Here is a 25153-nt window from a genome sequence, read left to right on the forward strand (position 1 = left end):
TCACCATTAGAAGGACTCAGCTTGCTATAATGGTCTTGTCAGAATAATTGAGGAGGGAAAACAAATGTTTAGATCTAGAAGAATTGCAGCAGTTGGACTCAGTCTTGCAATGGTTCTTACAGGAGGCTCATTGACCTTTGCAAACGAAATGGAGGAAGCAGAGGTGGTACCAATATCAGCGCCCATTGAAGACCAGGAATTTGAATATATTCGGTTTGATGGAAAGGTTGAGGAAATTGACGCTACAGAGGATTACTTCAGGATACTTGTCAGAAGAGATGTTGAAGAAGGACTGGATGTACTCTATGCATACATCCACGAGGACATGCTCCTTCTAAGTGAAAATAGCATGGAAGAGGCAAGCAGGGAGGATATCCAGGTAGGTATGGAGGTTTCCGTGATCTACCACAAAACCACAGTGATGGCTCTAAGTTATCCACCGCTTCTAGGACCGGACGTAGTGGTTCTACATGATGGAGGCCAGCACTCAACCTATGTTGAGTACTTCGATGAGGACCTTCTGAGTGCAGATGGCTCCCTTGTACTGAACATTTCAGATGAAACAGAAATTGTTGATTTTGAAGGGAATGCCCTTGTGGAAGATGACCTGTATGAGAGGGACCTTGTTGTCTTCTATTCAATAGTCATGACCAGTCATCCAGGTCAGACAAACCCACACAAGATCATTGTGATGCCAGAAAGAGAGACTGAAATGCCTGGGGCTGCCATAGTCCTTACAGAAGAGGTCATAACAACTGACGAAGGTGTAATGATGATTCCACTAAGGATGGTTGCAGAGGAACTTGGCTTTGAAGTTACCTGGAATGGAGAGGAAAAATCCGTTGAGGTTCTAAGGGGTCCAAACTGGTCAACTCTTACTATCGGAAGAAATGTATACAATTTTGCAAAAATGCTAATCAAGCTTGAAGCCGCACCTGTAATAGTTGAAGGAAGCACCTATGTTCCTTTGTCATTTGCAGAGCAGGTTCTCCAGGCCCATGTAGAAATAACAGAAAACAATAGCGTGATAATTTCTGAATAGTTTCTCCTTGTTGTCAGCTGGAATATTACAATAATATTTCAGCTGACCTCTGTTATGATATTACTTTATTGTGATGGGTATCTATATTATGCAAAAGGTTATTTTAAAAAGGAGGTCCTGAAAATGAAAGTTTTAAACCGCGGGTTGGCAATTGTACTTGCGGGAGTATTGATTCTTGGTGGGGGAGCTGCTTTTGCAGTAAGCCCAAATGCTAATCCCAATGCATTGAATAATCCTGCAAGGATCAAGGCCATGGAGAAAACAGGGAATGTAATGGAAGTGATGTCTGGAATTGTGGATGATGTAGACATCAAAATAATTCCCATGGAGAATGGCAATGTTGGATTGATTGAGGGAGAAATAGACCTGAAGACTGGTCAAAATTTTGAAAACTTCAAGGGAAATACAAAGCTTAAGGTTAAATTGAACAATGTAACAGTTAACATTAATGAATATGGAGAGTTCAGTCAACCAATGCCAATGTGGAAAATTGAGCCATTGAGTGTAAGGGTATTTATGGGCAAGGTTCTGGTATATTCCAATGTTGAGGATGACCTGGATGAGATCAGGGATGATAAGGTTCTTGAAAAGGCATTAGCTCAAGCTGAAAGATATTTCACCAGACTGTATAGGAGTCTTGAGGATTTGGATATTGAGGATATTGGATTGGTCAAAAGTGCTAGACATTATTACGATATCCTAGATGAAAGGATAGGCTCTGATGATGATTATAACACCTTGATGGCTAGATACTACAAAATTCTAAGAGATGCAGAGGACGAGATCCAGGATTTACTGGAGGATATGATCTATTGGGATGATGACTTGGATTATGATACTATTGACGAATCATACAAAGGTGAGCTATGGATCCATGATGATCTTGAGGAAGAAATCCTTGTAATTGTGGATTACGTGGATTCAAAAATCGATGATGAAAAGATCAAGATTGAAGAAGATGGCAAGGTTAAGTTTGAAGCTGAAGATGATGAATTTCAGGTTCGAGTAGAGTATGATGGAGTAGAGATAATAAAACTGAGAGAAACTTTTAACTAATTTACCGAATCCCCTCGATTGAGGGGATTTTTTCTGGTAACTCTGTAAAGTGATGGGTATAATACCTTTAAGGGTTATAGGAGGAGGTTGTGCCATGGAATTGTCAAAGGATGTTCTGCTTAAGGAAATTCAGGATTTGCGTGATGAAAACAAGAGGTTGAAGAATCAAATGGAGGAGCTGAACCCAAGGGATAAGTTGACTGGGCTGCTCAACAGGGGTTCACTTTATGAAAGGCTGGAGTATGAGGCGGTTAGAACTGCCAGAGGCCAGTCCTATTTGAGCCTGCTCCTTATCAGGATATCTGACTTCAAAGGCCTTGTGGAGGAACACGGCAGAGACACTATGGATGTTCTAGTCAAGCTAATGGGTCAGGCAATTTCAGAATCAGTAAGATCTGTAGACATTGTTGGAAGATATGAGGATGGTGGATTTCTTCTGCTTCTTCCTGACATACAGCCTAACAAGGGAACTGTTGTTTCTGAAAGACTCAAAAAGGCAATCGACAAGCAGATCAGCCCCATGGGCATAAGGATAAAATACAGCATAGGAGTTAAGCTCTACAGGGATGAGCCCATCAACGAGCTTCTGAATGAAACTGAAAGACTGGCAATGAGCTCCGAGGCTGAAGGGATTGGAAGAGTGCATAGATAGAATATATGCAGGCATAATGAAAGACCGGTGTTTTTCCGGTCTTTTTGTATGCTCTAATTTATAAACATCTGCGTCCAATAGATTCTTCCATTGTCGTTGTAGATTCCTATTCCTATGTTTCCAAAATTCCTGTTCATGATATTCTGTCTGTGGCCCGGTGACTCCATCCATGCCTTTACAACCGCCTCAGGAGTTGGATGGCCCATGGCAATATTTTCACCTGCGTAGCTGTATCTGATTCCAAACTCCTTCATCATTTCAAAGGGAGATCCGTAGTTTGGGGATTCATGTGCAAAGTAGTCATAAATTGCCATGTCCTTGGATTTTTCATATGCAACCCTTGAAAGCTCCACATGCATCTTAAGTGGTGAAAGTCCTTCCTTGGATCTTTCCACGTTTACCAGGTCAAGTACCCTCTGCTCATAGTTGGAGCTTAGGTCTACCTTTGGCAGGGACCTGTACTGCTCGTATTTGATTCTTAAAAGAACTGTAGCTGCCTCGCTTCTTGTAAGGGTGGCATCGCCCCTGAAGGCTCCATCCACATACCCCGTAAGGATCCCACTGGAATACGAGTTAAGGACCGCTGCCTTGATCTCAGGATTTCCAAGGGATGTTACCTGTCTCATATCCTTTATAAGCTGCTCGTATTGTGTTAACTCCGCTTGAGGTCTGTAGTTCTGGTAGTCCAATACATTTGATACAATTCTTGCCATATCATACCTGGATATTGCCGAGTCCGGATTTGAAGAGGTTTCGCTGCATACAATCCCAAGACTTTTGGCTTTAGCTATGTAACCGTCTGCCCAGTGCGTCCCTCTTGATGGGATGTCCTTGTATCCAAGGATGGACATTGTAGACTTTATGAACTCTGCTCTTGTCATTGTGTTTTTTGGTCTGAAGGTATTGTCAGGATAACCCTGAATGGCACCTTCCCTTACCAGAACATATACATTGTCGCGGAACCAGTCTGTGGAATTAACGTCCCTGAACTCAGCTGCCTCTGCTGTAAATGGCTGTATAACTATTATTAAGGCCAGAATAAGGCCAAGAATCTTTCTCATTTAGTATCCTCCTAAAGTTTTTAAATGGGCTGAAAGTGATTTCAGCTTCACTAGTATTAATATCATATGAGCAAACAAAAAACAAATACAATTAAAGGCCAGAAAAATCCTGCATCATAAACTCTCCTTTCGGTAGCTGGCTGCCTTTACAGGCCCTCTAGCTTTGCGTCCCTGCCTCACGGTAGGTTTGCCTTTATCGGCGACAGTATACAAAAGGACTCGCCTTTGTGTATTTGTCATACTTGTTATCATAAATATTCATTTTTCACATTCATTATATCACTAAGGAAAATAAAATCAATTATGTAAACTAAATGTAACAAAAAAGTAACAAAAGGGGAAAGACAATTCACAATTCTCAATTCACTATGCAAAATTGGTTAGAGATGCCAGTCAGGGTACAAGACTTTTCGCAAGACTCAGAGTGACAAGCAAACAGTAATCATTAGTGAAAACTAAGGATCTTGGACCTGAAAATATATCCCTTAAATGGCTTTTAATTGAGAACTGTGAACTGTGAATCGTGAATTATTATGACACAGCTAATCTTGCAAAGCAATCTTAGCTGTGTCATAATTAAGCCATAACACTTTAACGGAGGTTGTTGCCAATGTACTTAAATTGCTTTGATGAAGTCAAAAATATCACCAGAGACCTTGTAAAGATTCCAAGTATTGTAAGGGCAGGGGGAGAAAGTGATGTAGCCAAATGGATTTATGACTACTACATGAATCTGGACTACTTCAAAAATAATCCAGGTCAGGTTGTGTTCCAGGAGACCTTGAACGACGAGGTCACAAGGCACAATGCAATCGCCCTTGTAAAGGGAACAAAGGGAGAATCAAACAGGACTGTAATACTAATGGGCCACATTGACACCGTAGGGGTGGATGACTACGGAACAAACTGGAAGGCTGCCTTTGATCCAGAAAAACTGCCGGAAGTCCTAAGGGGTATGAATGTGTCCCAGGAGGTTCTTCAGGATATTGAATCAGGGGAGTACATGTTTGGCCGAGGAGCCCTTGACATGAAGGCCGGTGTTGCAGGACACATGTACCTTATAAAATATTTTGCCGAGAATCCGGGAGAGCTTGACGGAAACCTGATTGCAATTGCAGAGTGTGACGAGGAGGACAACTCCCACGGGATAATATCAGCCCTGAAAATACTTAAGCAGTGGAAAGAGGAGCATAATCTGGAGTATGTGGCAGCCATAAATGCTGATTACTCCACACCATACCACAAGAAGGATGAAAACAGATATGTTTACTTTGGTACAATAGGGAAGCTTCTGCCGTCCTTCTATGTGACAGGAAAGGAGACCCACGTAGGGGATTCCTTTGGAGGATTTAATCCGAACACCCTGGTGGCTGAAATCACAAGAAAGATCGACCTTAATCCAGAGCTTTGCGACGAGGCCCAGGGTGAGGTTACAGTGCCTCCAACTAGCCTGAAGCAGACTGACACCAAGGTTGGTTACACTGTCCAGACCCCCCTTGCAGCCTATAGCTACTACAATTTCTTTACACACAGCATGAGTCCAAAGGATGTTATCCTTAAGATGAAGGAGAAGGCAGAGGAGGCATTTGAAGAGGTGCTCCAGAGAATGGATGCTTCCTACAGAAAATACTGCCAGATGGGCGGACACACCTACACGCCATTTACATACAAGACCAGGGTATACACCTGGGAGGAGTTCTACAATGAGCTCATAACAATACACGGGGAAAAATTCAAGCTTGCAATCAGGAATTTTGCAGCTGACCTAAACGAGAAGAATCCTTCCATGGACCTTAGGGACTTCTCAGTGGCTGTAATAGAGGAGGCCTGGAAATGGTCCCAGGACAAGTCTCCAGTTGTGATTATCTACTACTCGTCCCTGTTCTCATCAAGGATTGAGATGACCGGCAAGACGGACAAGGAAAAGGCCCTGCTTGAATCTGTAAAGGGATCAATTGAGCTTGTGCAGGAGCACTCGGACAAGCCAATTGTTGTGAAGATGTTCTACCCCTACATTTCAGACTCAAGCTTTATGGCCCTGTCGGACGATCCCCACGAGCTGGTGGCCCTTGAGAAGAACATGCCCTCATGGGGCACAAAGTACAACCACCCCATTGATGACATCATGGATATAAATGTCCCAGTGGTAAACATTGGAACATTTGGCAAGGACGGTCACAAGTTCACTGAAAGGGTCCATATGAAGTACACCTTCGAGAATGTAACAAACATGACACTGAATACCATAAAGAGTCTTTTGGGATAGAAGATGCGCGGAGAAATCCGCGCTTTTCTCTTTTGGTGCCAGTAAATGTGTCAATGAAAACGTTTTAGAAGTTGTGCCTAAATTCAAAATTTAACAACATATTTAAAATTTTCTATTGACAGAGAATATTCCCCCGTGTTATCATCATAAAAATCAAAAAAAATCCTCACCCTTATAGGTGAGGTAGAGGCGCGGTTACTATCAGTACCAACATGGAGGACGGAATCCTGTGAAATGTTGGGAAAGGAGGGATCGCCGAAGCTTCAGACACCAAAGTCTGCTGCTGGGTCTGCATTTAAGAAGTGCAGGACTGTCATCCTGGTACAAAGCTCGGTACCTTGATGTTGTGCTATCTCACACCAGAGCAAGAGGGGAGAGGGTAATCTATGGCATCGCCATGTGGAAAATCACCTGACTTACCGGTCAGGTTTTTTGTTTTTTTGACTGGATAAAAAATTTTAAATTTTCACAAAAATCGCACTTTACTTTGTGACAGTACGAGCTTATAATTTTATTATCTTGATAAATTTAGGAGGGATATTATGGCATTTTTGGAAACCTTGGTTGGCTGGCTTTGGGGACTACCACTGATAGTCACAATACTTGGAACAGGACTTTATTTTTCTGTTGCTACAGGATTTTTTCAATTCACGAGGTTCGGCTACATCTGGAAGGAAACCTTTGGAAAGCTGTTCAAGAAGCATGAAGGAGAGGCTGGAGCAGAGGGAATCATTTCTCCCTTCGAGGCTGTATCTACTGCAATTGGAGGCTCTGTAGGAGTAGGAAACATCGGTGGAGTTGCCACAGCAATAGCCGTAGGAGGTCCTGGAGCGGTCCTTTGGATGTGGGTTGCCGCACTTGTGGGCATGATGATCAAGATGGCTGAGGTTACCCTGGCTGTATACTACAGATCCAAGGATGAGAAGGGCAATCCCTACGGAGGTCCTACCTACTACATGGAGAAGGGTCTTGGAATAGAGAAGGGCTTTAAGGGCTGGCCAATCATGGCATTTATATTTGGAGGAGGCATATTCTCCACATTCTTTCTTACAATGCAGAACTATACAGTATCAGAGGCTGTTGGAAACACCTTCGGGATTCCACTGCTAGCAGTATCCATAGCATACATACTGCTTGTATACATTATCATCAGTGGAGGGATTCCAAGCCTGGGCAAGTGGGCTGGAAGACTGGTACCTTTCATGACCACCTTCTATGTTATTGCAGGCCTGTTCATTATCATAACAAATATTGGAGCACTCCCCTCGGCATTTGGACAGATATTCACGGGAGCAATCAGTGGGACAGCAGCGGTTGGCGGCTTTGCCGGAGCGGCTGTGGCAAGAGCCCTTCAGATGGGTATGGCAAGAAGCGTCTACTCCAATGAAGCCGGCTGGGGAACATCACCTATGATCCACTCAACAGCAAAGACCGACCACCCTGTAAGACAGGGACTTTGGGGATCCTTCGAGGTATTTATAGATACAATCATCGTGTGCAGCATCACCGCCCTTGTAATCATCATGACAGGAGCCTGGTCATCGGGAGAAGCAGGAGCTACCCTTACCCTAAGTGCATTTGAGATGGGAATTGGAACCTTTGGAAGATATATCATAGCTGTTTCAGTGTTCCTTTTCGGTCTTACAACAACAACCGGCTGGTATGCATACTATGAGATACTTCTGAGACACCTTTTCAGAAAGAATCCAAAGACCAAGGATTCCATACTAAATGTTTACAAGTGGACATATCCAATCCCAGGAATCGCAATGGTTCTTCTTGCGGTATTCGGGGAGGTTCCGGGAGCCACACTTTGGCTGTTTGCAGACTTTACATCGGCCATACCAACATTTGTCAATGTAATTGCAATACTAATCCTGAGCCCGACCTTCATTGCACTTGTGAAGGACTACAGGGGAAGACACATGGGCGAGGGAGACTTCGACAAGAACTTCAAGGTGTTCTACGAGGAAGCAAAGAGATAGAAATTACATGCCCTGGAGCTATGGCTCTGGGGCTTATTTTAAGGAGGTAAACGATGGACTTGATTTTTTATAACGGAAAAGTGGTGACAATGGATGACGAACAGACTGTCTGTCAGGCCGTCGCCATAAAAGGAGACAGAGTGGTTGCCGTTGGCAGGGATGAAGAAATCCTTTCTATGAAGGATGAGAACACTGAGCTGGTTGACCTTAAGGGAAGGATGATGGTCCCGGGCTTTAACGATTCCCACATGCATCTGTTAAGCTACGGCTACTCATTGACAATGGCAGACCTTAACGGGGCGGATTCAGTGGGGGATGTGGTGCAAAGGACCAGGGACTTTATGGAGCAAAGCTCTCTTGAAGAGGGTAGATGGATCAGGGGACGGGGCTGGAATCACGACTACTTCAATGGTGAAAAGAGATTCCCCACAAGGTATGACCTGGACAGGGTCTCAAGGGACCATCCCGTATGCGTAACAAGAACCTGCGGTCATGTCCTAACAGTAAACTCAAAGGCTCTGGAGATCATGGGAATCTCAAAGGGAACCCCGCAGATTCCAGGGGGACAGTTTGACCTTGACGATGATGGGGTGCCCAATGGGATTTTCAGGGAGGATGCAATGAGGGTTGTCTATGACTCCATCCCTTCACCTACCTTGGATGAGATAAAGGATATGATTAGAAAGGCATCAAGGGATCTCAATGCCATGGGGATCACTTCAGTGGGTACGGATGATTTTGAGGCACTTCCTGGAAGTGACTATGAGAATGTCATCAAGGCCTACAGGGACCTGGTCCAGGCAGGAGAAAACACTGTCAGGATATACGAGCAATGTCTTCTGCCCAAGAAGGAAAGACTGGAGGAGTTTTTGAATAAGGGCTACAGGACTGGGGTTGGGGATGAGAGCTTTAAGATTGGTCCATTGAAGCTCCTTATTGACGGCTCCCTGGGGGCAAGAACCGCTGCAATGGTAGATGACTACTCGGACGAACCTGGTAACAGGGGTATTGAAACCGCTACCCAGGATTACCTAGACAAGCTTGTGCAGATGGCCCATGATGAGAATTGTCAGGTGGCAATCCATGGAATTGGCGACAAGGGGATGTATATGGCGTTTGAAGCCATTGAGAAGGCTCTTGAGAAGAAGCCAAGAGAGGACCACAGACATGGAATAGTCCATGCCCAGATAACTGATTTGCCCCTGCTGGAGAAATTCAGGGAATTGGACGCCCTTGCCTACATCCAGCCAATATTCCTGGACTACGACTGGAAGATTGTAAGGGACAGGGTTGGAGAGGAAAGGGAGAAGACCTCCTACAACTGGAAAAGGATGCTGGATATGGGAATCCACATCCCCTGCGGATCCGATGCGCCTGTTGAGACCTTTGATGTAATGAAGGGAATCTACGAGGCGGTCACAAGGAAGGACCTCCAGGGAAACCCTCAGGAAGGCTGGCTGCCTGACCAGGCCATTACGGTACAGGAGGCCCTCTATGGCTTCACAAGGGAGGGTGCGTATGCATCCTTTGAGGAAAATGACAAGGGTATGATTTCGGAGGGCTATCTTGCTGATATGGCGGTACTTTCTGATGACATTCTCGCAATCCATCCGGACAATATAAAGGATGTCAAGGTGGATATGACGGTGTTTGGAGGGAGGATTCTCTCTTTGTAATAGAAATGTAACCATACTTCCCTTTCCCATGGGTATAAAGCCTGTAGGGAAGGGGGAGTATTTCAATATGTTTAGAAGGTTAATTTCTGTAATAATGGCTTTTACATTGATATTTGCATCTGGACCTGCTGCCTTTGGTGCAGTGGCTGAAAAGCTGGAGGGTCATTGGTCCAAGAGTCTGATAAGTGATGAATTTACGACCCGCTACTTTCCATATCTGGCCAAGGAGGATTTCAAGGGGTTGAGTCCTGATGGAAGCATTTCGAGAGTTGACTTTACATTGTCATCGGCCTCCCTTTTTAAGGACAACGGCTATACAGTTGATGGAATAGCGGCACCAGGTACACTGACAAGAAGGGGAATGGCAGATATTTTAGGTGAGAGGTTGATCCAGATTGGGATGAGACCGGCCCAGGACCACCAGATGCCCTTTGGGGACGTATCATCACTTCAAATGGAGACCCAGAACAATCTTAGACTTCTTCACAGGGAAGGAATAATAAATGGGGAGAGCAACAGCGTTTTCAATCCGGGCAGGAACCTGACTCAGGCTGAAGCCATAATTGTGCTGCAGAGAACTCAGTCTGCAATTAGGGATTGGAGGAATATAAGTTTCATGACCCTTGGGGTAACCCAGAACTACAGCAACCAGGAGGAAGTGACAACAAGGGTGTCTGAGAATGTTGTAACACTTGTTGTGACAAAGGAATTTCCAACCCCAGGCTATACCATTCGGGTTGACAGCATAAGGAGGGAAGCGGACCACTTCAGGGTGGACTTTATAATCACACCGCCTGATCCTGGGACCATTGTCCCTCAGGTCATAACCTACAAGACAATAACAATCGAGATTGACAGGAAGGAGCTTGGAGAGCCGCCATATGACTTTTCTGTGGAGGGCTTCAGGTAGAGTTAAGACTGGACATTATGCCGCAGGTATTGGACCTGCGGCTATTTAAATCTACCCAAGGGGACGGTCCCCCTGGGTAGATTTTTTCCTTTTGATTTAGCGCTTTAACAGGAATGCACAATGTGGTAAAATCGAGGTATGAGAGGAGGGATTTTCATGAAAAGTGTAATGACGGGAAACCAGGCAATAGCAAGGGGTTTCTGGGAGGCTGGCGGCCGTTTGGCAGCAAGCTATCCTGGGTCCCCAACGGTGGAGATGCTGGAGAGCCTTAAGGAATACGAAGAGATATACAGCGAGTTTTCAGTGAATGAAAAGGTGGCCCTTGAGGTGGCCATGGGTGCTTCCTTCTACGGGGCCAGGGCCATGGCAAGTATGAAGCATGTAGGCGTGAACATAGCTGCTGACCCTCTTATGACCTTCACCCAGATAAAAATCAACGGTGGCTTTGTACTGGTTTCGGGGGATGATCCAGGGATGGCCAGCTCCCAGAATGAACAGGACAACAGGATATTTGGAAAGTTTGCCAATATGGGAATCCTCTACCCTGGAAATAGTCAGGAGGCCAAGGACTATATGAAGATTGCCCTGGAGATGAGCGAGAATTTCCAGATGCCCATGCTCCTTGACATCACATCAAGGGTCTGCCACAGCAGAAGCATTGTTGAGATGGGAGAAAGGGTTGAAATGGATATAAAGGGCTTTTCACCTGACAGGGAGAAATATACAATGCTTCCACCACATACCTTCAAGCCCCAGTATGAAATGGTGGAAAGGCTGGAGAAGCTCTCCGAAACGGCCTATGACATACCAATAAATCAGCTTTATGAAAGGGAGGGGACGGACACCCTTATAATAGCATCAGGGCTCATGTACTACAATCTTCTTGAGCTGGACCTTGACGTATCAATATACAAGCTCGGTCTGGTCTTCCCTCTTTCCGTTAAGAGGATGAGGGAGCTTGCTGACAGGTATTCAAATATTATAGTGCTTGAGGAAATGATGCCCTTTATTGAAAACGAACTGACCCTGATGGGGATAGAATCAAAGGGCAAGGAGCTCTTTAGCTTTACTGGGGAGCTACATATTGAAGATATAAGACGTGGACTTAAGAAGGCTGGAATAATTGAAGGAGTGGATGAGTCTGAAGCACCTAAGCTACAGATGATCCCAAGACCTCCAATGTTTTGTGCAGGCTGTCCACACAGACCGGTCTTTGATGTGTTGAAAAAGGCCAAGGTGAGGGTCATAGGGGACATAGGGTGCTACTCCATGGCTGCCCTGGACCAATGGGACGCCTCCGATATAATGATCTCAATGGGAGCCTCTGTTGGGATCACAAAGGGCATGAACAAGATGATGAGGAGAAACGGTGACCATGCACCACTTGTGTCGGTAATAGGGGATGGAACCTTTTTCCACTCCGGCATGACTGGCTTTGTGAATCTGCTTCACCAGATGGATGAGGAGGATAATATGACCTTTATCATCCTTGAAAACTCAACAACTGCAATGACTGGAGGTCAGCACAACGCATCCAGCGGAAACTTCAATTCCGCCGATGACATGAAGGTGGACATAAAGGCAATGCTTTCGGCCATTGGCTTTACAAATGTTCGTGAGGTTGATCAGTTTGACTACAAGGCCATGAAGGAGGCCGTCAAGGAGGAGACCGGACGGAAGGGCACTTCAGTGATAATTGCCACAAGACCATGCGCCCTTAGATTCAAGATAAAGGAAAAGAACTTCTACGTGGATCCAAAGGTCTGCATCGGTTGCAGAACCTGTGTAAAGACAAACTGTCCACCCATTAGGATGAAGGAGTATCAGGGAATAGACAAGCTCAAGTCCTTTATCGATCCGGATATGTGTGTAGGCTGTAGCGTATGTGCCCAGGTCTGTCCTGTAGGCGCAATAAAGAGATCCAGGTAGGAGGTGGACTTAAATGAAAAATATAATGGTGGCAGGTGTGGGAGGACAGGGACTTGTCCTTGCCACAAAGATAATGGCTGAAGCGGCACTGAAGGCAGGACTTGACGTGAAGACCAATGATGTTGTGGGTCTGTCCCAGCGAGGTGGGATGGTCTGGGGGTCTGCAAGGATTGGAGAAAAGGTCCACTCCCCAAATATTCCCGTGGGTGAAGGGGACATTCTCCTTGGGATGGAGCCTCTGGAAGCCTTGAGGTGGAAGGGCCTCCTAAGAAAAGGAGCAGTAGTTGTCATAAATGAAAAGCGGACCTACCCATCCTCAGTCCTTCTTGAAGAGAAGGAATATCCCGAAAAGGACATAGGGGACCTGGAAAAGGAATATGTTGTAATTCGGGTGGATGCTGTAAAGGAGGCCAAGGAGGCCGGGAACATCAAGGCTGCGAACACAGTGGTCCTTGGAATACTTGCAAGACATCTGGATATCAATAAGGAAATCTGGGAGGAGGTACTCCTGGAAAATGTGCCCCCCAAGGCAAAGGATGCCAATATTAAAGCCTTTAATATTGGGTATGGGTATCAGAAGGACTAGATTATAAGTAGTTTTCATTATTTAAATTTTCTGATATAATTAAGGTTAAATATTTTTGATACAAAGGAGGGGAAGAAATGATCAGTTTACAGGAGAAGGGCGCATTGTTGAAGGAATCGGAAAGAAAGCTTGCGGTTGCTTCGACCCATGAGAAAAATCTGGCACTAAGGGAGGTCGCCCATTCAATAGACGGGAGCAGGGAGGAGATTCTAAAGGCCAATGCACTGGATGTTGAAAAAGCAAGAAAGTCAGGAATGAAGGAGGGTCTGGTGGACAGGCTTCTATTGGACCATGGCAGGATTGATGGAATCATTGAAAGTCTTTATACGGTGATCAAGCTTCCCGATCCAATATGGAAATCAGACAGGGTTTGGACCCTGGAAAACGGGCTAACAATATCAAAGATGACAGTACCACTGGGAGTCATTGGAATAGTTTACGAATCAAGGCCAAATGTTACAGTGGATGCCTTTGGTCTGGCACTGAAGTCAGGAAATGCAATACTCCTGAGGGGGAGCTCAACTGCCATACACTCAAATATCGCCCTTGTAAAGGCAATAAAGGAGGGGCTTAAGAAGACGGAGATTCCTGAGGGGGTTGTGGAGTTTATCGACGACACAGACCGGGACCTTGTGCTTCAGATGCTAAGGAGCAATGATTTTCTTGACCTGGTGATACCAAGGGGAAGTGGAGCATTGATAGATTTCGTTGTGAAGAATGCAACGGTACCGACCCTTCAGACAGGTGAGGGAAACTGTCATGTATATATTGACGATACGGCAAAGCTTCAAGATGGAGTGAGGATTGTGGTAAATGCAAAGACTCAGAGGGTAGGAGTCTGCAATGCCTGCGAAACCCTTCTTGTGAACAGGAAGGTGGCCAAGGAGTTTCTTCCAATGGCATACGAGGCCCTGAAGGATAAGGTTGAACTAAGGGCTGATGAGGAGACAAGGGAGATAATCCCTGCCAAGGCTGCTACTGAAGAGGACTGGGCAACAGAGTTTCTCGACTTCATTCTTGCCATCAAGGTGGTGGAGGATGTGGACGAGGCCATAGCTCATATAAACAAATACGGAACAATGCATTCGGAATCCATAATCACCGAGACTCTGGGCAATGCCCTGAAATTCCAGCGACAGGTTGATGCATCAACGGTTTATGTAAATGCATCCACCAGGTTCACCGATGGGGGAGAATTCGGATTCGGAGCTGAAATGGGAATAAGCACACAGAAAACCCATGCCAGGGGACCTGTTGGACTTGAGCAGCTTGTTACCCACAAATACCTTGTGATGGGACAGGGACAAACCAGAAAGTAGGGATAAGATGGACGATATGATGATAAGAAATGCCAACAAGATTGTTATAAAGGTGGGGTCTAGCACCATCACCAGCAAAGATGGAACCATTGACAAGGATTTTCTAGATAATTTCATCCTTCAGGTCAAGAACCTGATGGACCAGGGAAAAAAAGTAATCATAGTTTCATCAGGAGCAAGAATTGCAGGGGTGTCAACAATAGGAAAGTGGTCAAGACAGCAGGACATAAACTACAAGCAGGCCCTATGCTCAATTGGACAGGTGGAGCTGATGGATTCCTACAGAAGGATATTCAACAAGCACGGCATCCATATTGGCCAGATTCTCCTTACAAAGGATGATTTCGAGAACAAGGACAGGACTCTTAACATAAGGAACACCCTTTTTACACTTATTGATGAGGGTGTGGTTCCAATAGTGAATGAAAATGACACTGTAAGCGTGGATGAGATCAAGATCGGAGACAATGACATGCTGGGAGCATATACAACCGTTGTTTGGGGAGGGGACCTTCTGGTCATATTGAGCGACATTGACGGAATTTATGACTGTAATCCTACAGACAATCCTGAAGCGTGTCTGATTGATGTGGTTGATGATATCGACAAGCTGGAGAAGGAAATATCAATCGGAGAGACAAGCTCATTTGGAACCGGTGGAATAACGACAAAGCTCAAGGCTGCAAGAATGGTCAATGCCTATGGAATACCAATGATTGTGGCACATGGTAAGACCAAGGATATTATAACTCAGATATCAGCAGGAGAGAAAAAAGGGACACTATTTCTTCCCAGGAAAGCTTAGACTTCCTGGGAAGTCCTGTAATCAAGACAAAAAGGGGTAATTGCCATGATGTCCTTTCAGACAATAAAAAAGCAGACACAGGATCTCCTGACCTTCGGATTGTTTGCGAGGCTGTTGAATTTTCTAAAGGGAATTCTTCTTGCCTTTTTTATAGGGGCAAATTTCAGGACAGACACATATCTTGTTGCATTTTCAGCATCGATTTTCCTTATAGGGATAGTGGCCGATGCATTAATTGTTTCCCTGATTCCCATCTATCACCAGATTGACCGAAGGGACGGTAAGAAGGGCAGGTTTGAGTTCACCCACAACCTGATTTCATACTGGACAATCCTGGGACTGATCCTGATGGTGCTGAACTTCGTTCTGGCACCCTACATTGTCAGGATATTCGGTCCCGGCTTTGGACCCGAGGGCTACAAGCAGGCAGTAAGCCTGTTCCGGTATGGAGCCCCAATTGTAATGGCCCACGTGTACAGGGCCATATTTGCAGGCTACCTTCAAAGTCAGCACCTGTTCAGGGCAGGGGCAAAGGGTGGGGTTGCCAATGCACTCATATACATTTTTTATCTTGTATTTCTAAGCAGGTTCTTTGGTCTTGAGGGCCTGATGGTAACGGGGATATTTGCTGTTGGAGCCCAGGCGTACATGCTTGCAAAGCCTGTTTTCAGGAAGCAGGGCTACAGGTACAAGCCAATTCTTGTGACCAATGACAGAAGCATCATAAGACTTAACAGGTTTCTGTTCCCCATTGTAATCGGTCTTGGAATAAATCAGCTTAACCAGGCCATAGACAATGCTGTGGGGTCCTTCCTGGCAGAGGGTACAATTGCGGAGCTCAGCTATGCCAAGGATATAATAGACCTGTTTGTGGGAGTGGTCGTAATGTCCCTGGTCACTGCAATATTCCCTGTCCTGTCCGAGAAGGACCACAGGCTGGACAAGGAAGGGATGGATCATTCCCTAAGGTATTCCCTAAGGCTTATATCAATGGTTGTGGTTCCCGCCACTGTAATGCTCCTTGTGATGGGCCAGCCCATTGTAAGGATCTTCTACCAGAGGGGGGAGTTTACAGCTCAGGCAACCCAGGCAACCTCAACAATGCTTGTGTATTATGCCATAGGGATAATAGGCACCAGTCTTATGCTCCTTGTTACAAGGCTTTATTACGCCAATGAAAACACCACTGAGCCAATTGTTTTAGCTGCATTTGCACTTATGCTAAATGTAATTTTCGATATTATATTTGTATTGTGGATTGGACCGGGAGGAATTGCCCTTGGAAGCAGCCTTTCTGTGATAATCACATCTGTATACGGGATTTATGATTTGAATAGCAATATGGGCTTCATCCACTGGAAGGATATTTCATTGAGGTCATTAAAGGTGCTCCTTGCAGGAGTGATGATGGCATCGGTCCTTGTGATCACCATGTCAAGCACGACCCATTACCTTGGGGACTCGCTGCTTTCAAGCCTTGTTATGGTGGTGGTTGGAGCTGTGCTGGGATTGGGGACGTTTTTTGCAGCAATTTTTGTGACCAGGGCCTAGTATGAAATTCGAAATGGAGGAGAGTAAATGGACAAGAGATATATAGCAAAGAGATACCAGGGAAGGGAAAAGAGCCAGCTTGCTGCAAGTGCAGACCAGGCGGCAGAAATGGATGACCTTATAAACTTCACAATAGGCGATCCGGATGTCATAACCGATGAGAGGATAATCGAAGGAGCCTTCAATGATGCAAAGAGGGGATACACCAGATATACTGAATCCGTGGGCATGAAGGAGCTGAGGGAGGAAATCTCAAAATATTTCCATGAGGAATACAATCACAAGGTTGGCCTTGATGAGGTCATGGTCACCACCAGTGCCTGTCAGGGAATGTGGCTTGTGCTGGAGTCCCTTCTTGATGAAGGGGATGAGGTCATAATACCCTCTCCCTATTTTCCACCCTATTCAGACCAGGTAAAGCTGGCTGGTGGGGTGCCTGTGTACATGACACTAAAGGAAGAGGAGGATTATCAGCTGGATGTGGGGAAGTTGGAGAGACTCATAACAGAGCGGACCAAGGCTTTAATAATCAACACCCCAAACAATCCCATCGGAAGCTGCCTGAGCAGGGATACCCTGGTAAGGATCGGTGAGGTTGCCAAAAAGCATGATATCCTCATTATTGCCGATGACATCTATACCATCTACAGCTACCAGGCACCCTTTGTTCCCACAATGACCTTGCCTGGGCTTTCTGAAAGGACCATCACCCTTGGAAGCTTCTCAAAGGATTATGCAATGACCGGATGGAGAATTGGATACATAATTGCAAAGCCGGATTTCATACAGGTAATGAAGGCTGTAAACGAGAACAATGTCTACTCGGCTCCTTCCATATCACAGAGGGCTGCAATCCACGCATTGCGACTTAGGAGTGAGATTCAGCCGGGGCTTGTGGAGGAGTTCAGAAAGCGTACATTCTATGCCTATGAAAGGCTCAACAGGCTTAAGGGAGTCCATGTGATGGAGCCAAAGGGGACCTTCTACCTGTTTCCCAATATAAGGGGCACTGGATTGTCCTCTGCCCAGGTTGCTGAAAAGCTCCTAAAGGAGGCACATGTGGCCGTTGTTCCAGGAAATGCCTTTGGTCCTGGAGGAGAGGGATACCTTAGGCTGGCCGTAACCCTTGGGGTTGACAGGATGAAGGAGGCCTTCGATAGAATGGAAGGGATGGATATTTTCAAGTAAGGGGGAGTCCCGTTGAGAAAGGTTGTACTTGTTGGGGTGCCTGGAATGAATGATCAAGAGGTCCAGAGCCTTGAAAGATATATACGTGAAGAGGGTATAGAGGATTTTGTTTTCCTTGGAAAGCCTGTGCTTTCCAGGGAGGAGGCCAAGGAAAAGCTAAAGGGTGCAGATATTCTTGTGACCTGGGATCAGCAGATGGACGAGGGCCTCTACAAAGAGCTTGACCTGATGGCTTTTTGCGCTGCCAGTACGGGATTTGATGCTGCGGATATTGAAGCTGCAACGGCCAATGGAGTTATGGTGACAAATGCAAAGGACTACTGTGTGGATGAGGTTTCAGCCCATACGGTTATGCTGCTCCTTGCCTGTGGCAGGAGACTCTACCATGTGACTGAAAACGTGGACAGGGGAGACTGGAGCGTAGATGGAATCGGCAGTGTCAGGAGACTAAAGGGCTCCACGGTGGGTATCTTTGCCTTTGGGTCCATAGCCAGAGGGGTGGCTGAAAAGCTCAAGGGCTTTGGTGTAAGGATGGTTTCCTATGACCCCTATGTGGACCGTGAGGTCATGGAAGCTTATGGTGTTGAGAAGGTGGGATTTGAAACCCTTCTGAGGGAATCCGATTATATAACCATCCACTCCCCCCTTACGGATGAGACCAGGGGAATGTTTTCAAGGGAAGCTCTCTCGTGGACCAAGGAGGGTGTGGTTATTGTAAACACCGCACGTGGAGCAATTGTTGACCAGGAGGAACTCTACCAGATGCTCAAGAGGGGAAGGATTGTTGCTGCCGGTCTTGATGTCCTCCTTCATGAGCCTCCTTCAGAGGCTGAGAAGGGGCTGCTGGAGCTTCCAAATGTAATAGTCACCCCTCATAGCGCCTACTTCTCAGATGAGGCCCAGGAACACCAGCTTAGGATCACTGCAAGGGATGTGGGAAGGATTGCAAGAGGAGAGAGGCCGGTTAATTTGAGAAACGGAGAGGTACTGAAAAGCAATTCACAAATCTCAATTCACAGTTCACAATTGAAAGGATAAGATCCCTCACTGCGTTCAGGAAGACAAGGCTATTGTCACTCTGAGCCTGCGAAGAGTCTTAAGGCTATGTAACATAGAAAAAGACAGGATCCTATACATCCTTTCCGAATATCAAACCCTTGTCAATTCTTTCACAGTGCAACAATAAAGACAAACAACTACATTTGGGGTATAATAGTCTCAGGAGGATACTCTGAGACTATTATATTTGGAGGGATATTATGGATATAATTAATGACCTCAAATCCATGCGGGAGGTATACTGGACCAACCCGGGATACAGAAAATTTGATGACATAAAGGATGAGCTCCCCATTACAGAGTTGGAGGTAATGGATGCGGAAAAGAGACTGCACCGGTTTGCACCTTATCTTGCAAAGGTATTTCCTGAATCAAGGGATGGAATAATAGAATCTCCTATTTCTCACATACCGGAAATGATGAGCTGGATCGAAAGGGACAGCGGAAGTGCCATTCCAGGGGAACTGTACTTAAAGAGGGACGACCTGCTTTCAATAGCGGGATCAATCAAGGCAAGAGGTGGAATTTACGAGGTCCTGAAGCACGCAGAGACACTTGCTGTGGAAAATGGAATGCTGGAGTATGATCATGACTACAGGAAGCTTGCGGAGAAGGAGTTTGTGGACCTATTCAGCAAATACAAAATACAGGTTGGAAGTACTGGAAACCTGGGACTGAGCATAGGAATCATGAGTGCCAAGCTGGGCTTTAAGGTGACTGTGCACATGTCCTCGGATGCAAAGCAGTGGAAGAAGGACCTGCTGCGATCAAGGGGTGTAAAGGTTGTCGAATACCCTGATGACTACTCAAAGGCTGTGGAGGAAGGGAGAAGGGATTCAGACAATGACCCCATGAGTCATTTTATTGATGACGAAAACTCCAGGGACCTGTTTCTGGGCTATGCAGTTGGAGGAATGAGGGTTAGGTCACAGCTGGAGGAAATGGGTGTGATTGTAGATGAAGGACATCCCCTGGTTGTCTACCTGCCATGCGGGGTCGGTGGAGGACCTGGAGGTGTTGCCTACGGGCTAAAGCTAAGCTATGGTGATCTTGTGGAATGCCATTTTGCAGAGCCCACCCATTCACCATGCATGCTTCTGGGTCTGGCAACAGGCAAGCATGACGGCATATCCGTCGAGGACATTGGCCTTGACAACAGAACGGAAGCAGATGGCCTGGCCGTTGGAAGACCATCCTCATTTGTGGGCAAGCTTATGGATAAGCTCTTGACTGGAGCATTTACAATCCAGGATGACAAGCTTTTCAAATATCTGAGGGCTCTGTATGGACAGGAGGGAATCTTTGTTGAACCTTCAGCCACAGCAGGCTTTAATGGACTGTTCCTGACCAAGGACAGATACCTTGGCCGGGAGCCTGTACAGCTGGTTTGGTCAACAGGGGGTAGCCTTGTTCCAACTAAGGAGAGAAGCAAGTTTCTAGGTGAATAATCTGACTGGAAAGGTGGATTCATATGAAGATAAATATGGAAAGAGTCAAGAGGGACATAAACAACCTGGCTTCCTTTAGCAGTACCCCAGGAAGAGGGGTTACAAGACTGGCATTCTCAAAGGAGGACATCCAGGCCAAGGGTTATCTCATGGCACAGATGGAGGCGGCAGGTCTCAAGGTCTACCAGGATGGATACGGGAGCCTGTTTGGAAGAAGGGAAGGCACAGAACAAGACCTACCACCGGTTATGATAGGGTCACACTATGACACGGGAATCGGCGGGGGACCCTTTGACGGAGTTGCCGGTATAGTTGCAGGAATTGAGATAGCAAGAACCCTTAAGGAAAATGGTGTGGAGCACAAATATCCCATAGAGATTGCAGCCTTCAATGACGAAGAGGGAGCAAGGTTTGGAAATGCAATGTCCAATACAAGGGCCATGGCGGGGTTTCTTACTGAGGAGGAGCTTGACAGAACCAAGGACATGAATGGCAAGCCATTAAGGGAAGCCATGGAGGAATGCGGGATAAAGGTTGACCTGGAATCGGCAAGAAGGGAAAAGGGGGCTGTGAAGTCTTTTCTCGAGCTTCATATTGAGCAGGGCCCAATTCTTGAGAAAATGGGTATGGACGTTGGAATTGTGGATACAATCGTTGGTCTTGACAGGTACGAGGTAAAGTTCAGGGGACTTTCCGGTCACGCAGGCACAACCCCCATGGCTGGTAGGAAGGATGCACTTGTTTCAGCTGCCAAATTCATCGTTGCAGTGAATGAGATTGCAAGAGAAACTGGAAATGATGCGGTGGCAACAGTTGGGGAGATGAGCATCTATCCCAATGCATCCAATGTTATCCCCGAGCTGGTCAAGCTTTCTGTGGATATCCGGGCTACGGATTCCAAGGTTATCAACACGATGAGCGAAAAGGTCCAGGAAGAGCTGGAAAAGATAGGATATGCGGATCCGGTCCAGATAGAGTTCAAGAGAGGGGTATATATCCCACCTGTGAAAATGGACCAGGATAATGGAGAGCTTCTAAAAATGAAGGCTTCAGAGTTGGGACTCAAGTACAACATCATGAATTCCGGAGCTGCCCACGACGCAATGGTAATGGCTGCCCTGGCTCCTGCAAATATTGTCTTTGTACCAAGTGTGGGAGGATTGAGCCATGATCCGGAGGAATGGACCGAGTATGAGGATCTGGGTAATGGAATTGAACTTTTGCTTCAGACCGTAGTTGAATTGTCAAAATAGCTTAATGGAATAATACACGTAAATGGCCTGCTGCCTAATGGGAGCAGGTTTTTTGCGCCTTGACAACGAACATGTGTTCTGGTATATTTTTCTTAGTTCGCTTCAGTCAGGGTATCGAAATACAAGGCTCTCGCCACAGAGCTGCATCAGGGGGTAGAATAGATGAAGGAATTGATTGAACAGGATATTCTAGTTATGATTCCTTCCTACGAGGGAGAATCTGGAAACTGCACAAAACTCTTTTTACGGGAGGATGTTGTGGTGGTAAGGAGCACGCTCAGAACTTTCCTAAGAAAGCTTTGCTCCTATCATCACTTTGATTTGAAGGCATCAAACAACCATTATGGCAAGCTTGTCTCAGCAAGAAGCAACCTGCCCATACCAATGGATCCTGACAGAATATACATCCAGCTGAAGGTACGGGAGCCCATTGGTAAGGATGACGGTGCAATGGGATACTTCAAGCTTGGGGGAATCAGGAAGATATTCTCCAGGGAAGGAGTAACCCTTGTACGAATGGAAAACGGTGTCGAGCATCCCTGCCTCTGCAAACTGGAAACTGCAAAAAAGCAATTGAGGCAGGGGAATCTTGTACGGGAGCTGATGGGAAAGAAGAGGTCAGACCTTGTGGGAGAGGCGATTGAATACTACACAAGCCAGGATGGGCCTGCAATGAAGTCTGACATAGCAAGGCTGTATATGAAGATAGATGCCCTGCTCCTTAAAATGGAAAACGGATACGAGTAGCTGTAGGAAAAGCAGCTGCTCTATTTTTTTGTTATTATCCATGGTCTGGTATTCTTATGTCACCCGGGAATAAGAAAAGGCGCCTTGAAAGGAGAAAGGCTTGGAAAGAACAATTCAGGAGATTTACATTGACGTGGCCAGAGGTAGGGAGGAAGCAGCCCTTGAGCTGCTTTTGCGGCTTCAGCCCCTGATATTGTCATCAATTAAAAAATACTACAACAGAACTGACGAGATGGATGACCTGATCCAGGAGGGAAGACTATTGGTACTTGACTCTATCAATGAGTACAGGGAGGATTATAGCGTGCCCTTTCTTGGCTACATGAAATCCAGACTCAAGTACCTCTACCTTGGAAAGAACAGGAGCAGGAGACTTCTGTCCCTGAATGTGTCCAATGGTGAGGACGGGGAGGAACATCTCGATCTTTTGGCAGATGGCTTTCAGGTGGAGGAGGACTACATCTGCAGGGAAAGTGAAGCAGAGCTATTGAAAATGGTCCTTTCCCTTCCAGATAGGGAGAGGCAGGTCATCCAGGGCTTCTATTTTGAAAACCTGTCTATTGGAGATATTTCAAAGAGGTATGGTATCACCTACAGGACTGTAATAAATACCAAAAGAAGGGCCTTGGAAAGGATGAGAAGGGAAATGGAGGTTAAGGATGTATAGAAAAAGACTGATCAGGTACAATTATGCAACAAGAATGGGTAATAGGATCGAGTATATTGTCGTCCACGACACCGGTAATTCAAGAAATGGAGCAGATGCAGCAGCCCATTGCAGCTACTTCGACCAACCGGGAAGAAATGCATCCGCCCACTACCTTGTGGATAGCAGGGAGGTGGTCCAGATTGTTGAGGATTTCCACGCAGCCTGGCATTGCGGAGATGGCAGGGGAAAATATGGGATAAACAACAGCAACTCCATTGGAATTGAGCTTTGCATTAACGGTGATGGTGACTGGAATGAGACAAGGAGAAAAGGGATCGACCTAATAAGGGGCCTTATGAAAAAACACGGTCTACCCAAGGAAAGGGTGGTCAGACATTTCGATGCAAGCGGAAAGCTGTGCCCTAGAAGTATGAGCGACTGGGGGTGGAGGGAATGGACCAGATTCTATGATAAAATTTGAGATAATAACAGTCCCTAAGGGTATATACCATAACAGAAAAAGGAACAGGAGGGAATACATGGATATAAAGGAAACAATCAAGGATATTGCAGACAACCATCATGGATTTTTAAAGCAGGAGCTACCTGTAATAAAGAGCCTGGCATATAAGATCCTGAAGGTTCATTACGAGGATTGCAAGGACGAGTTGATCCAGGTCCATAGACAGTATGGAAGGGTTCAGAACGAGCTTGAACTGGCACTTGTAAAGAAGCAGATGGTGCTTCTGCCAATGATCTGGGACTACCAGAAGGAGCCATCAAAGGAGCTACTGGAAGCAATCAGGGAGACCGTCCGGGAGGTGGAAGGGGATAACCAGATCCTGCTGAAGGAGCTTGAAGGTCTTAAGGACAAGACAAACACCTACACAATGCCTGAAAGCGGATGTCCAACCTATGACACAACCTACAAGAAGATGGAAAAGCTTCATCGGGAGGTTGAGAAATACATCAAAATCGAACGAGAAATGTACAAGGTGCTTCTAGGCTAAAAGGTCCCGGGATTTATCCCGGGATTTTCCTACCAGTGGAGAAATATGCTATAATCTTAATATCAAACTGGAAAGAAGGGTCGTAATGGGAGTATTTCTGATGCTTTTGTCATCTTTGTTTTTTACATTGAGTACGTTTTTCGGAAAGCTTGTATCAAATACCACCGAGATGAATGCGGTGGTGACATCCTTTGTAAGGTATTTTCTCGGCACGGTGGGCCTTGGGGCATTTATGCTCTACAGGGGGATTTCCTTTAAGCCCGTAAGAAAAAAGCCGGTGTTCATAAGATCAGCACTGAACGCATCCGCGTTGATCCTATTGACCGCATCCCTGAACTACACCACAATAACAAATGCAAATATGATCCACCTTACATATCCGGTTTTTGTATTTCTCCTTGCACGGTTTGTCACAGGAGAGAAGCTAAGACCAACAGCATTCATCTATCTTTTTCTTATACTTGTGGGTTCCTACATCGTTTCTGACCCGCATTTAAGCAGCATAAACATTGGAGATCTGATTTCCTTCGGTTCTGCATTTTTTGCAGGAACTTCAATCCTATACCTGACACAGGCAAGGAAGACGGAATCAAGCATAATAATCGTATTCTACCTAATGCTGATCGGGACATTCCTCAATTTCCCCTTGGTCATGGATGACATTGGGCTATTGTCCATGGATTCAGCCGGGATTGTTCTTCTGGCTGCAGGAACTGGCTTTCTTGGGCAGGTGTTCACCACGGAAGGCTTTAAGTACGTTGATTCGGCCACAGGGTCAATGCTATCCTCAAGCAGGATGGTAATGGCAGCGGTAATCGGATACTTCTTCCTTTCAGAACCGCTTAACCTGAGGATAGTTTCTGGAATTATCCTTATTTCAATAGCTCTTTTTGGGGTAAGTGGATACGGGAAGGTCCTGAGGGGGAAGTTCAGGGAAAACATTGAAACAGAATAACAGGTT

22 protein-coding genes and 2 riboswitches are annotated in these 25153 nt (G+C 45.9%); of the genes, 21 read left to right on the forward strand and 1 reads right to left on the reverse strand.

All coding sequences use genetic code 11. From position 1 onward, the window contains the following. The first annotated feature begins 64 nt into the window (after nucleotides 1-64). The 3 genes from ACKVDP_RS05115 (at nucleotide 65) to ACKVDP_RS05125 (ending at nucleotide 2750) form a co-directional block, all read left to right on the forward strand. Entirely contained in the window at nucleotides 65-1042 is a 978-nt protein-coding gene (locus ACKVDP_RS05115) for a copper amine oxidase N-terminal domain-containing protein (RefSeq protein WP_409227734.1), read from the forward strand. Between the two features lie 123 nt (nucleotides 1043-1165). Beyond that, nucleotides 1166-2098, forward strand: a complete 933-nt coding sequence (locus ACKVDP_RS05120) for a hypothetical protein (RefSeq protein ID WP_409227735.1) — start codon at nucleotides 1166-1168, stop codon at nucleotides 2096-2098. 94 nt (nucleotides 2099-2192) lie between these two features. Then, nucleotides 2193-2750 carry a GGDEF domain-containing protein gene (locus ACKVDP_RS05125; protein WP_409227736.1) on the forward strand — a complete coding sequence of 186 codons (558 nt, stop codon included), beginning with the start codon at nucleotides 2193-2195 and terminating at the stop codon, nucleotides 2748-2750. Between the two features lie 53 nt (nucleotides 2751-2803). Here the strand turns inward: ACKVDP_RS05125 and ACKVDP_RS05130 are convergent, their stop codons facing one another. Next, nucleotides 2804-3811, reverse strand: a complete 1008-nt coding sequence (locus ACKVDP_RS05130; protein ID WP_409227737.1) for an S-layer homology domain-containing protein — start codon at nucleotides 3809-3811, stop codon at nucleotides 2804-2806. Nucleotides 3812-3939: 128 nt separating this feature from the next. Then, nucleotides 3940-4013, reverse strand: a riboswitch (cyclic di-GMP riboswitch). 408 nt (nucleotides 4014-4421) lie between these two features. Here ACKVDP_RS05130 and ACKVDP_RS05135 point away from each other — a divergent pair. From ACKVDP_RS05135 to ACKVDP_RS05220, 18 genes are all read left to right on the forward strand, one after another. Next, a complete protein-coding gene (locus ACKVDP_RS05135) occupies nucleotides 4422-6077 on the forward strand; it encodes a M20/M25/M40 family metallo-hydrolase (RefSeq protein WP_409227738.1) in 1656 nt (551 codons plus the stop codon). 176 nt (nucleotides 6078-6253) lie between these two features. Beyond that, nucleotides 6254-6437, forward strand: a riboswitch (Lysine riboswitch). Nucleotides 6438-6619: 182 nt separating this feature from the next. Next, on the forward strand, nucleotides 6620-8062 hold the full coding sequence (locus ACKVDP_RS05140; RefSeq protein WP_409227739.1) for an alanine/glycine:cation symporter family protein: 1443 nt from the start codon (nucleotides 6620-6622) through the stop codon (nucleotides 8060-8062). 53 nt (nucleotides 8063-8115) lie between these two features. Further along, nucleotides 8116-9738 carry an amidohydrolase gene (locus tag ACKVDP_RS05145; protein WP_409227740.1) on the forward strand — a complete coding sequence of 541 codons (1623 nt, stop codon included), beginning with the start codon at nucleotides 8116-8118 and terminating at the stop codon, nucleotides 9736-9738. A gap of 67 nt (nucleotides 9739-9805) precedes the next feature. After that, on the forward strand, nucleotides 9806-10648 hold the full coding sequence (locus ACKVDP_RS05150; protein WP_409227741.1) for a protease complex subunit PrcB family protein: 843 nt from the start codon (nucleotides 9806-9808) through the stop codon (nucleotides 10646-10648). 156 nt (nucleotides 10649-10804) lie between these two features. Then, entirely contained in the window at nucleotides 10805-12577 is a 1773-nt protein-coding gene (locus ACKVDP_RS05155) for a thiamine pyrophosphate-dependent enzyme (protein WP_409227742.1), read from the forward strand. Nucleotides 12578-12590: 13 nt separating this feature from the next. Further along, entirely contained in the window at nucleotides 12591-13163 is a 573-nt protein-coding gene (locus ACKVDP_RS05160) for an indolepyruvate oxidoreductase subunit beta (RefSeq protein ID WP_409227743.1), read from the forward strand. A 77-nt stretch (nucleotides 13164-13240) separates the two neighbouring features. Next, nucleotides 13241-14482, forward strand: coding sequence for a glutamate-5-semialdehyde dehydrogenase (locus ACKVDP_RS05165; RefSeq protein WP_409227744.1), 1242 nt, complete (start codon nucleotides 13241-13243; stop codon nucleotides 14480-14482). Between the two features lie 16 nt (nucleotides 14483-14498). Continuing rightward, nucleotides 14499-15287: a glutamate 5-kinase gene (gene proB, locus ACKVDP_RS05170; protein ID WP_409227745.1), complete on the forward strand. Its 789-nt coding sequence runs from the start codon at nucleotides 14499-14501 to the stop codon at nucleotides 15285-15287. Nucleotides 15288-15332: 45 nt separating this feature from the next. Beyond that, the gene (gene murJ, locus ACKVDP_RS05175; RefSeq protein WP_409227746.1) at nucleotides 15333-16838 is read left to right on the forward strand and encodes a murein biosynthesis integral membrane protein MurJ; all 1506 of its coding nucleotides are present in this window, start codon (nucleotides 15333-15335) and stop codon (nucleotides 16836-16838) included. 27 nt (nucleotides 16839-16865) lie between these two features. Continuing rightward, nucleotides 16866-18026, forward strand: coding sequence for an aminotransferase class I/II-fold pyridoxal phosphate-dependent enzyme (locus ACKVDP_RS05180; RefSeq protein ID WP_409227747.1), 1161 nt, complete (start codon nucleotides 16866-16868; stop codon nucleotides 18024-18026). Nucleotides 18027-18038: 12 nt separating this feature from the next. Next, a complete protein-coding gene (locus ACKVDP_RS05185) occupies nucleotides 18039-19064 on the forward strand; it encodes a C-terminal binding protein (RefSeq protein ID WP_409227748.1) in 1026 nt (341 codons plus the stop codon). Between the two features lie 221 nt (nucleotides 19065-19285). Then, entirely contained in the window at nucleotides 19286-20533 is a 1248-nt protein-coding gene (locus ACKVDP_RS05190) for a D-serine ammonia-lyase (RefSeq protein ID WP_409227749.1), read from the forward strand. 23 nt (nucleotides 20534-20556) lie between these two features. After that, nucleotides 20557-21786 (forward strand): M20 family metallo-hydrolase, encoded by a 1230-nt coding sequence (locus ACKVDP_RS05195; protein ID WP_409227750.1) that lies wholly within the window; start codon nucleotides 20557-20559, stop codon nucleotides 21784-21786. A gap of 162 nt (nucleotides 21787-21948) precedes the next feature. After that, nucleotides 21949-22533 carry a hypothetical protein gene (locus tag ACKVDP_RS05200; RefSeq protein WP_409227751.1) on the forward strand — a complete coding sequence of 195 codons (585 nt, stop codon included), beginning with the start codon at nucleotides 21949-21951 and terminating at the stop codon, nucleotides 22531-22533. A 100-nt stretch (nucleotides 22534-22633) separates the two neighbouring features. Beyond that, nucleotides 22634-23200, forward strand: a complete 567-nt coding sequence (locus ACKVDP_RS05205; RefSeq protein ID WP_409227752.1) for a sigma-70 family RNA polymerase sigma factor — start codon at nucleotides 22634-22636, stop codon at nucleotides 23198-23200. Next, nucleotides 23193-23663: a peptidoglycan recognition protein family protein gene (locus ACKVDP_RS05210; RefSeq protein WP_409227753.1), complete on the forward strand. Its 471-nt coding sequence runs from the start codon at nucleotides 23193-23195 to the stop codon at nucleotides 23661-23663. The genes ACKVDP_RS05205 and ACKVDP_RS05210 overlap by 8 nt, the downstream gene beginning before the upstream one ends. Before the next feature lie 58 nt (nucleotides 23664-23721). Continuing rightward, nucleotides 23722-24192, forward strand: a complete 471-nt coding sequence (locus ACKVDP_RS05215) for a hypothetical protein (protein ID WP_409227754.1) — start codon at nucleotides 23722-23724, stop codon at nucleotides 24190-24192. 85 nt (nucleotides 24193-24277) lie between these two features. Beyond that, nucleotides 24278-25147: a DMT family transporter gene (locus ACKVDP_RS05220; RefSeq protein WP_409227755.1), complete on the forward strand. Its 870-nt coding sequence runs from the start codon at nucleotides 24278-24280 to the stop codon at nucleotides 25145-25147. Nucleotides 25148-25153 lie beyond the last annotated feature (6 nt).

Origin of the sequence: Gudongella ferriphila, from assembly GCF_046224405.1 — a bacterium.
Taxonomy (GTDB): domain Bacteria; phylum Bacillota; class Clostridia; order Tissierellales; family Tissierellaceae; genus Gudongella.

Excerpts from the sequence above, each read along its gene's own strand:
- ACKVDP_RS05115 (WP_409227734.1), top strand. The coding sequence starts at position 65 with ATGTTTAGATCTAGAAGAATTGCAGCAGTTGGACTCAGTCTTGCAATG.
- ACKVDP_RS05120 (WP_409227735.1), top strand. The coding sequence starts at position 1,166 with ATGAAAGTTTTAAACCGCGGGTTGGCAATTGTACTTGCGGGAGTATTG.
- ACKVDP_RS05125 (WP_409227736.1), top strand. The coding sequence starts at position 2,193 with ATGGAATTGTCAAAGGATGTTCTGCTTAAGGAAATTCAGGATTTGCGT.
- ACKVDP_RS05130 (WP_409227737.1), bottom strand. The coding sequence starts at position 3,811 with ATGAGAAAGATTCTTGGCCTTATTCTGGCCTTAATAATAGTTATACAG.
- ACKVDP_RS05135 (WP_409227738.1), top strand. The coding sequence starts at position 4,422 with ATGTACTTAAATTGCTTTGATGAAGTCAAAAATATCACCAGAGACCTT.
- ACKVDP_RS05140 (WP_409227739.1), top strand. The coding sequence starts at position 6,620 with ATGGCATTTTTGGAAACCTTGGTTGGCTGGCTTTGGGGACTACCACTG.
- ACKVDP_RS05145 (WP_409227740.1), top strand. The coding sequence starts at position 8,116 with ATGGACTTGATTTTTTATAACGGAAAAGTGGTGACAATGGATGACGAA.
- ACKVDP_RS05150 (WP_409227741.1), top strand. The coding sequence starts at position 9,806 with ATGTTTAGAAGGTTAATTTCTGTAATAATGGCTTTTACATTGATATTT.
- ACKVDP_RS05155 (WP_409227742.1), top strand. The coding sequence starts at position 10,805 with ATGAAAAGTGTAATGACGGGAAACCAGGCAATAGCAAGGGGTTTCTGG.
- ACKVDP_RS05160 (WP_409227743.1), top strand. The coding sequence starts at position 12,591 with ATGAAAAATATAATGGTGGCAGGTGTGGGAGGACAGGGACTTGTCCTT.
- ACKVDP_RS05165 (WP_409227744.1), top strand. The coding sequence starts at position 13,241 with ATGATCAGTTTACAGGAGAAGGGCGCATTGTTGAAGGAATCGGAAAGA.
- proB (WP_409227745.1), top strand. The coding sequence starts at position 14,499 with ATGATGATAAGAAATGCCAACAAGATTGTTATAAAGGTGGGGTCTAGC.
- murJ (WP_409227746.1), top strand. The coding sequence starts at position 15,333 with ATGATGTCCTTTCAGACAATAAAAAAGCAGACACAGGATCTCCTGACC.
- ACKVDP_RS05180 (WP_409227747.1), top strand. The coding sequence starts at position 16,866 with ATGGACAAGAGATATATAGCAAAGAGATACCAGGGAAGGGAAAAGAGC.
- ACKVDP_RS05190 (WP_409227749.1), top strand. The coding sequence starts at position 19,286 with ATGGATATAATTAATGACCTCAAATCCATGCGGGAGGTATACTGGACC.
- ACKVDP_RS05195 (WP_409227750.1), top strand. The coding sequence starts at position 20,557 with ATGAAGATAAATATGGAAAGAGTCAAGAGGGACATAAACAACCTGGCT.
- ACKVDP_RS05200 (WP_409227751.1), top strand. The coding sequence starts at position 21,949 with ATGAAGGAATTGATTGAACAGGATATTCTAGTTATGATTCCTTCCTAC.
- ACKVDP_RS05210 (WP_409227753.1), top strand. The coding sequence starts at position 23,193 with ATGTATAGAAAAAGACTGATCAGGTACAATTATGCAACAAGAATGGGT.
- ACKVDP_RS05215 (WP_409227754.1), top strand. The coding sequence starts at position 23,722 with ATGGATATAAAGGAAACAATCAAGGATATTGCAGACAACCATCATGGA.
- ACKVDP_RS05220 (WP_409227755.1), top strand. The coding sequence starts at position 24,278 with ATGGGAGTATTTCTGATGCTTTTGTCATCTTTGTTTTTTACATTGAGT.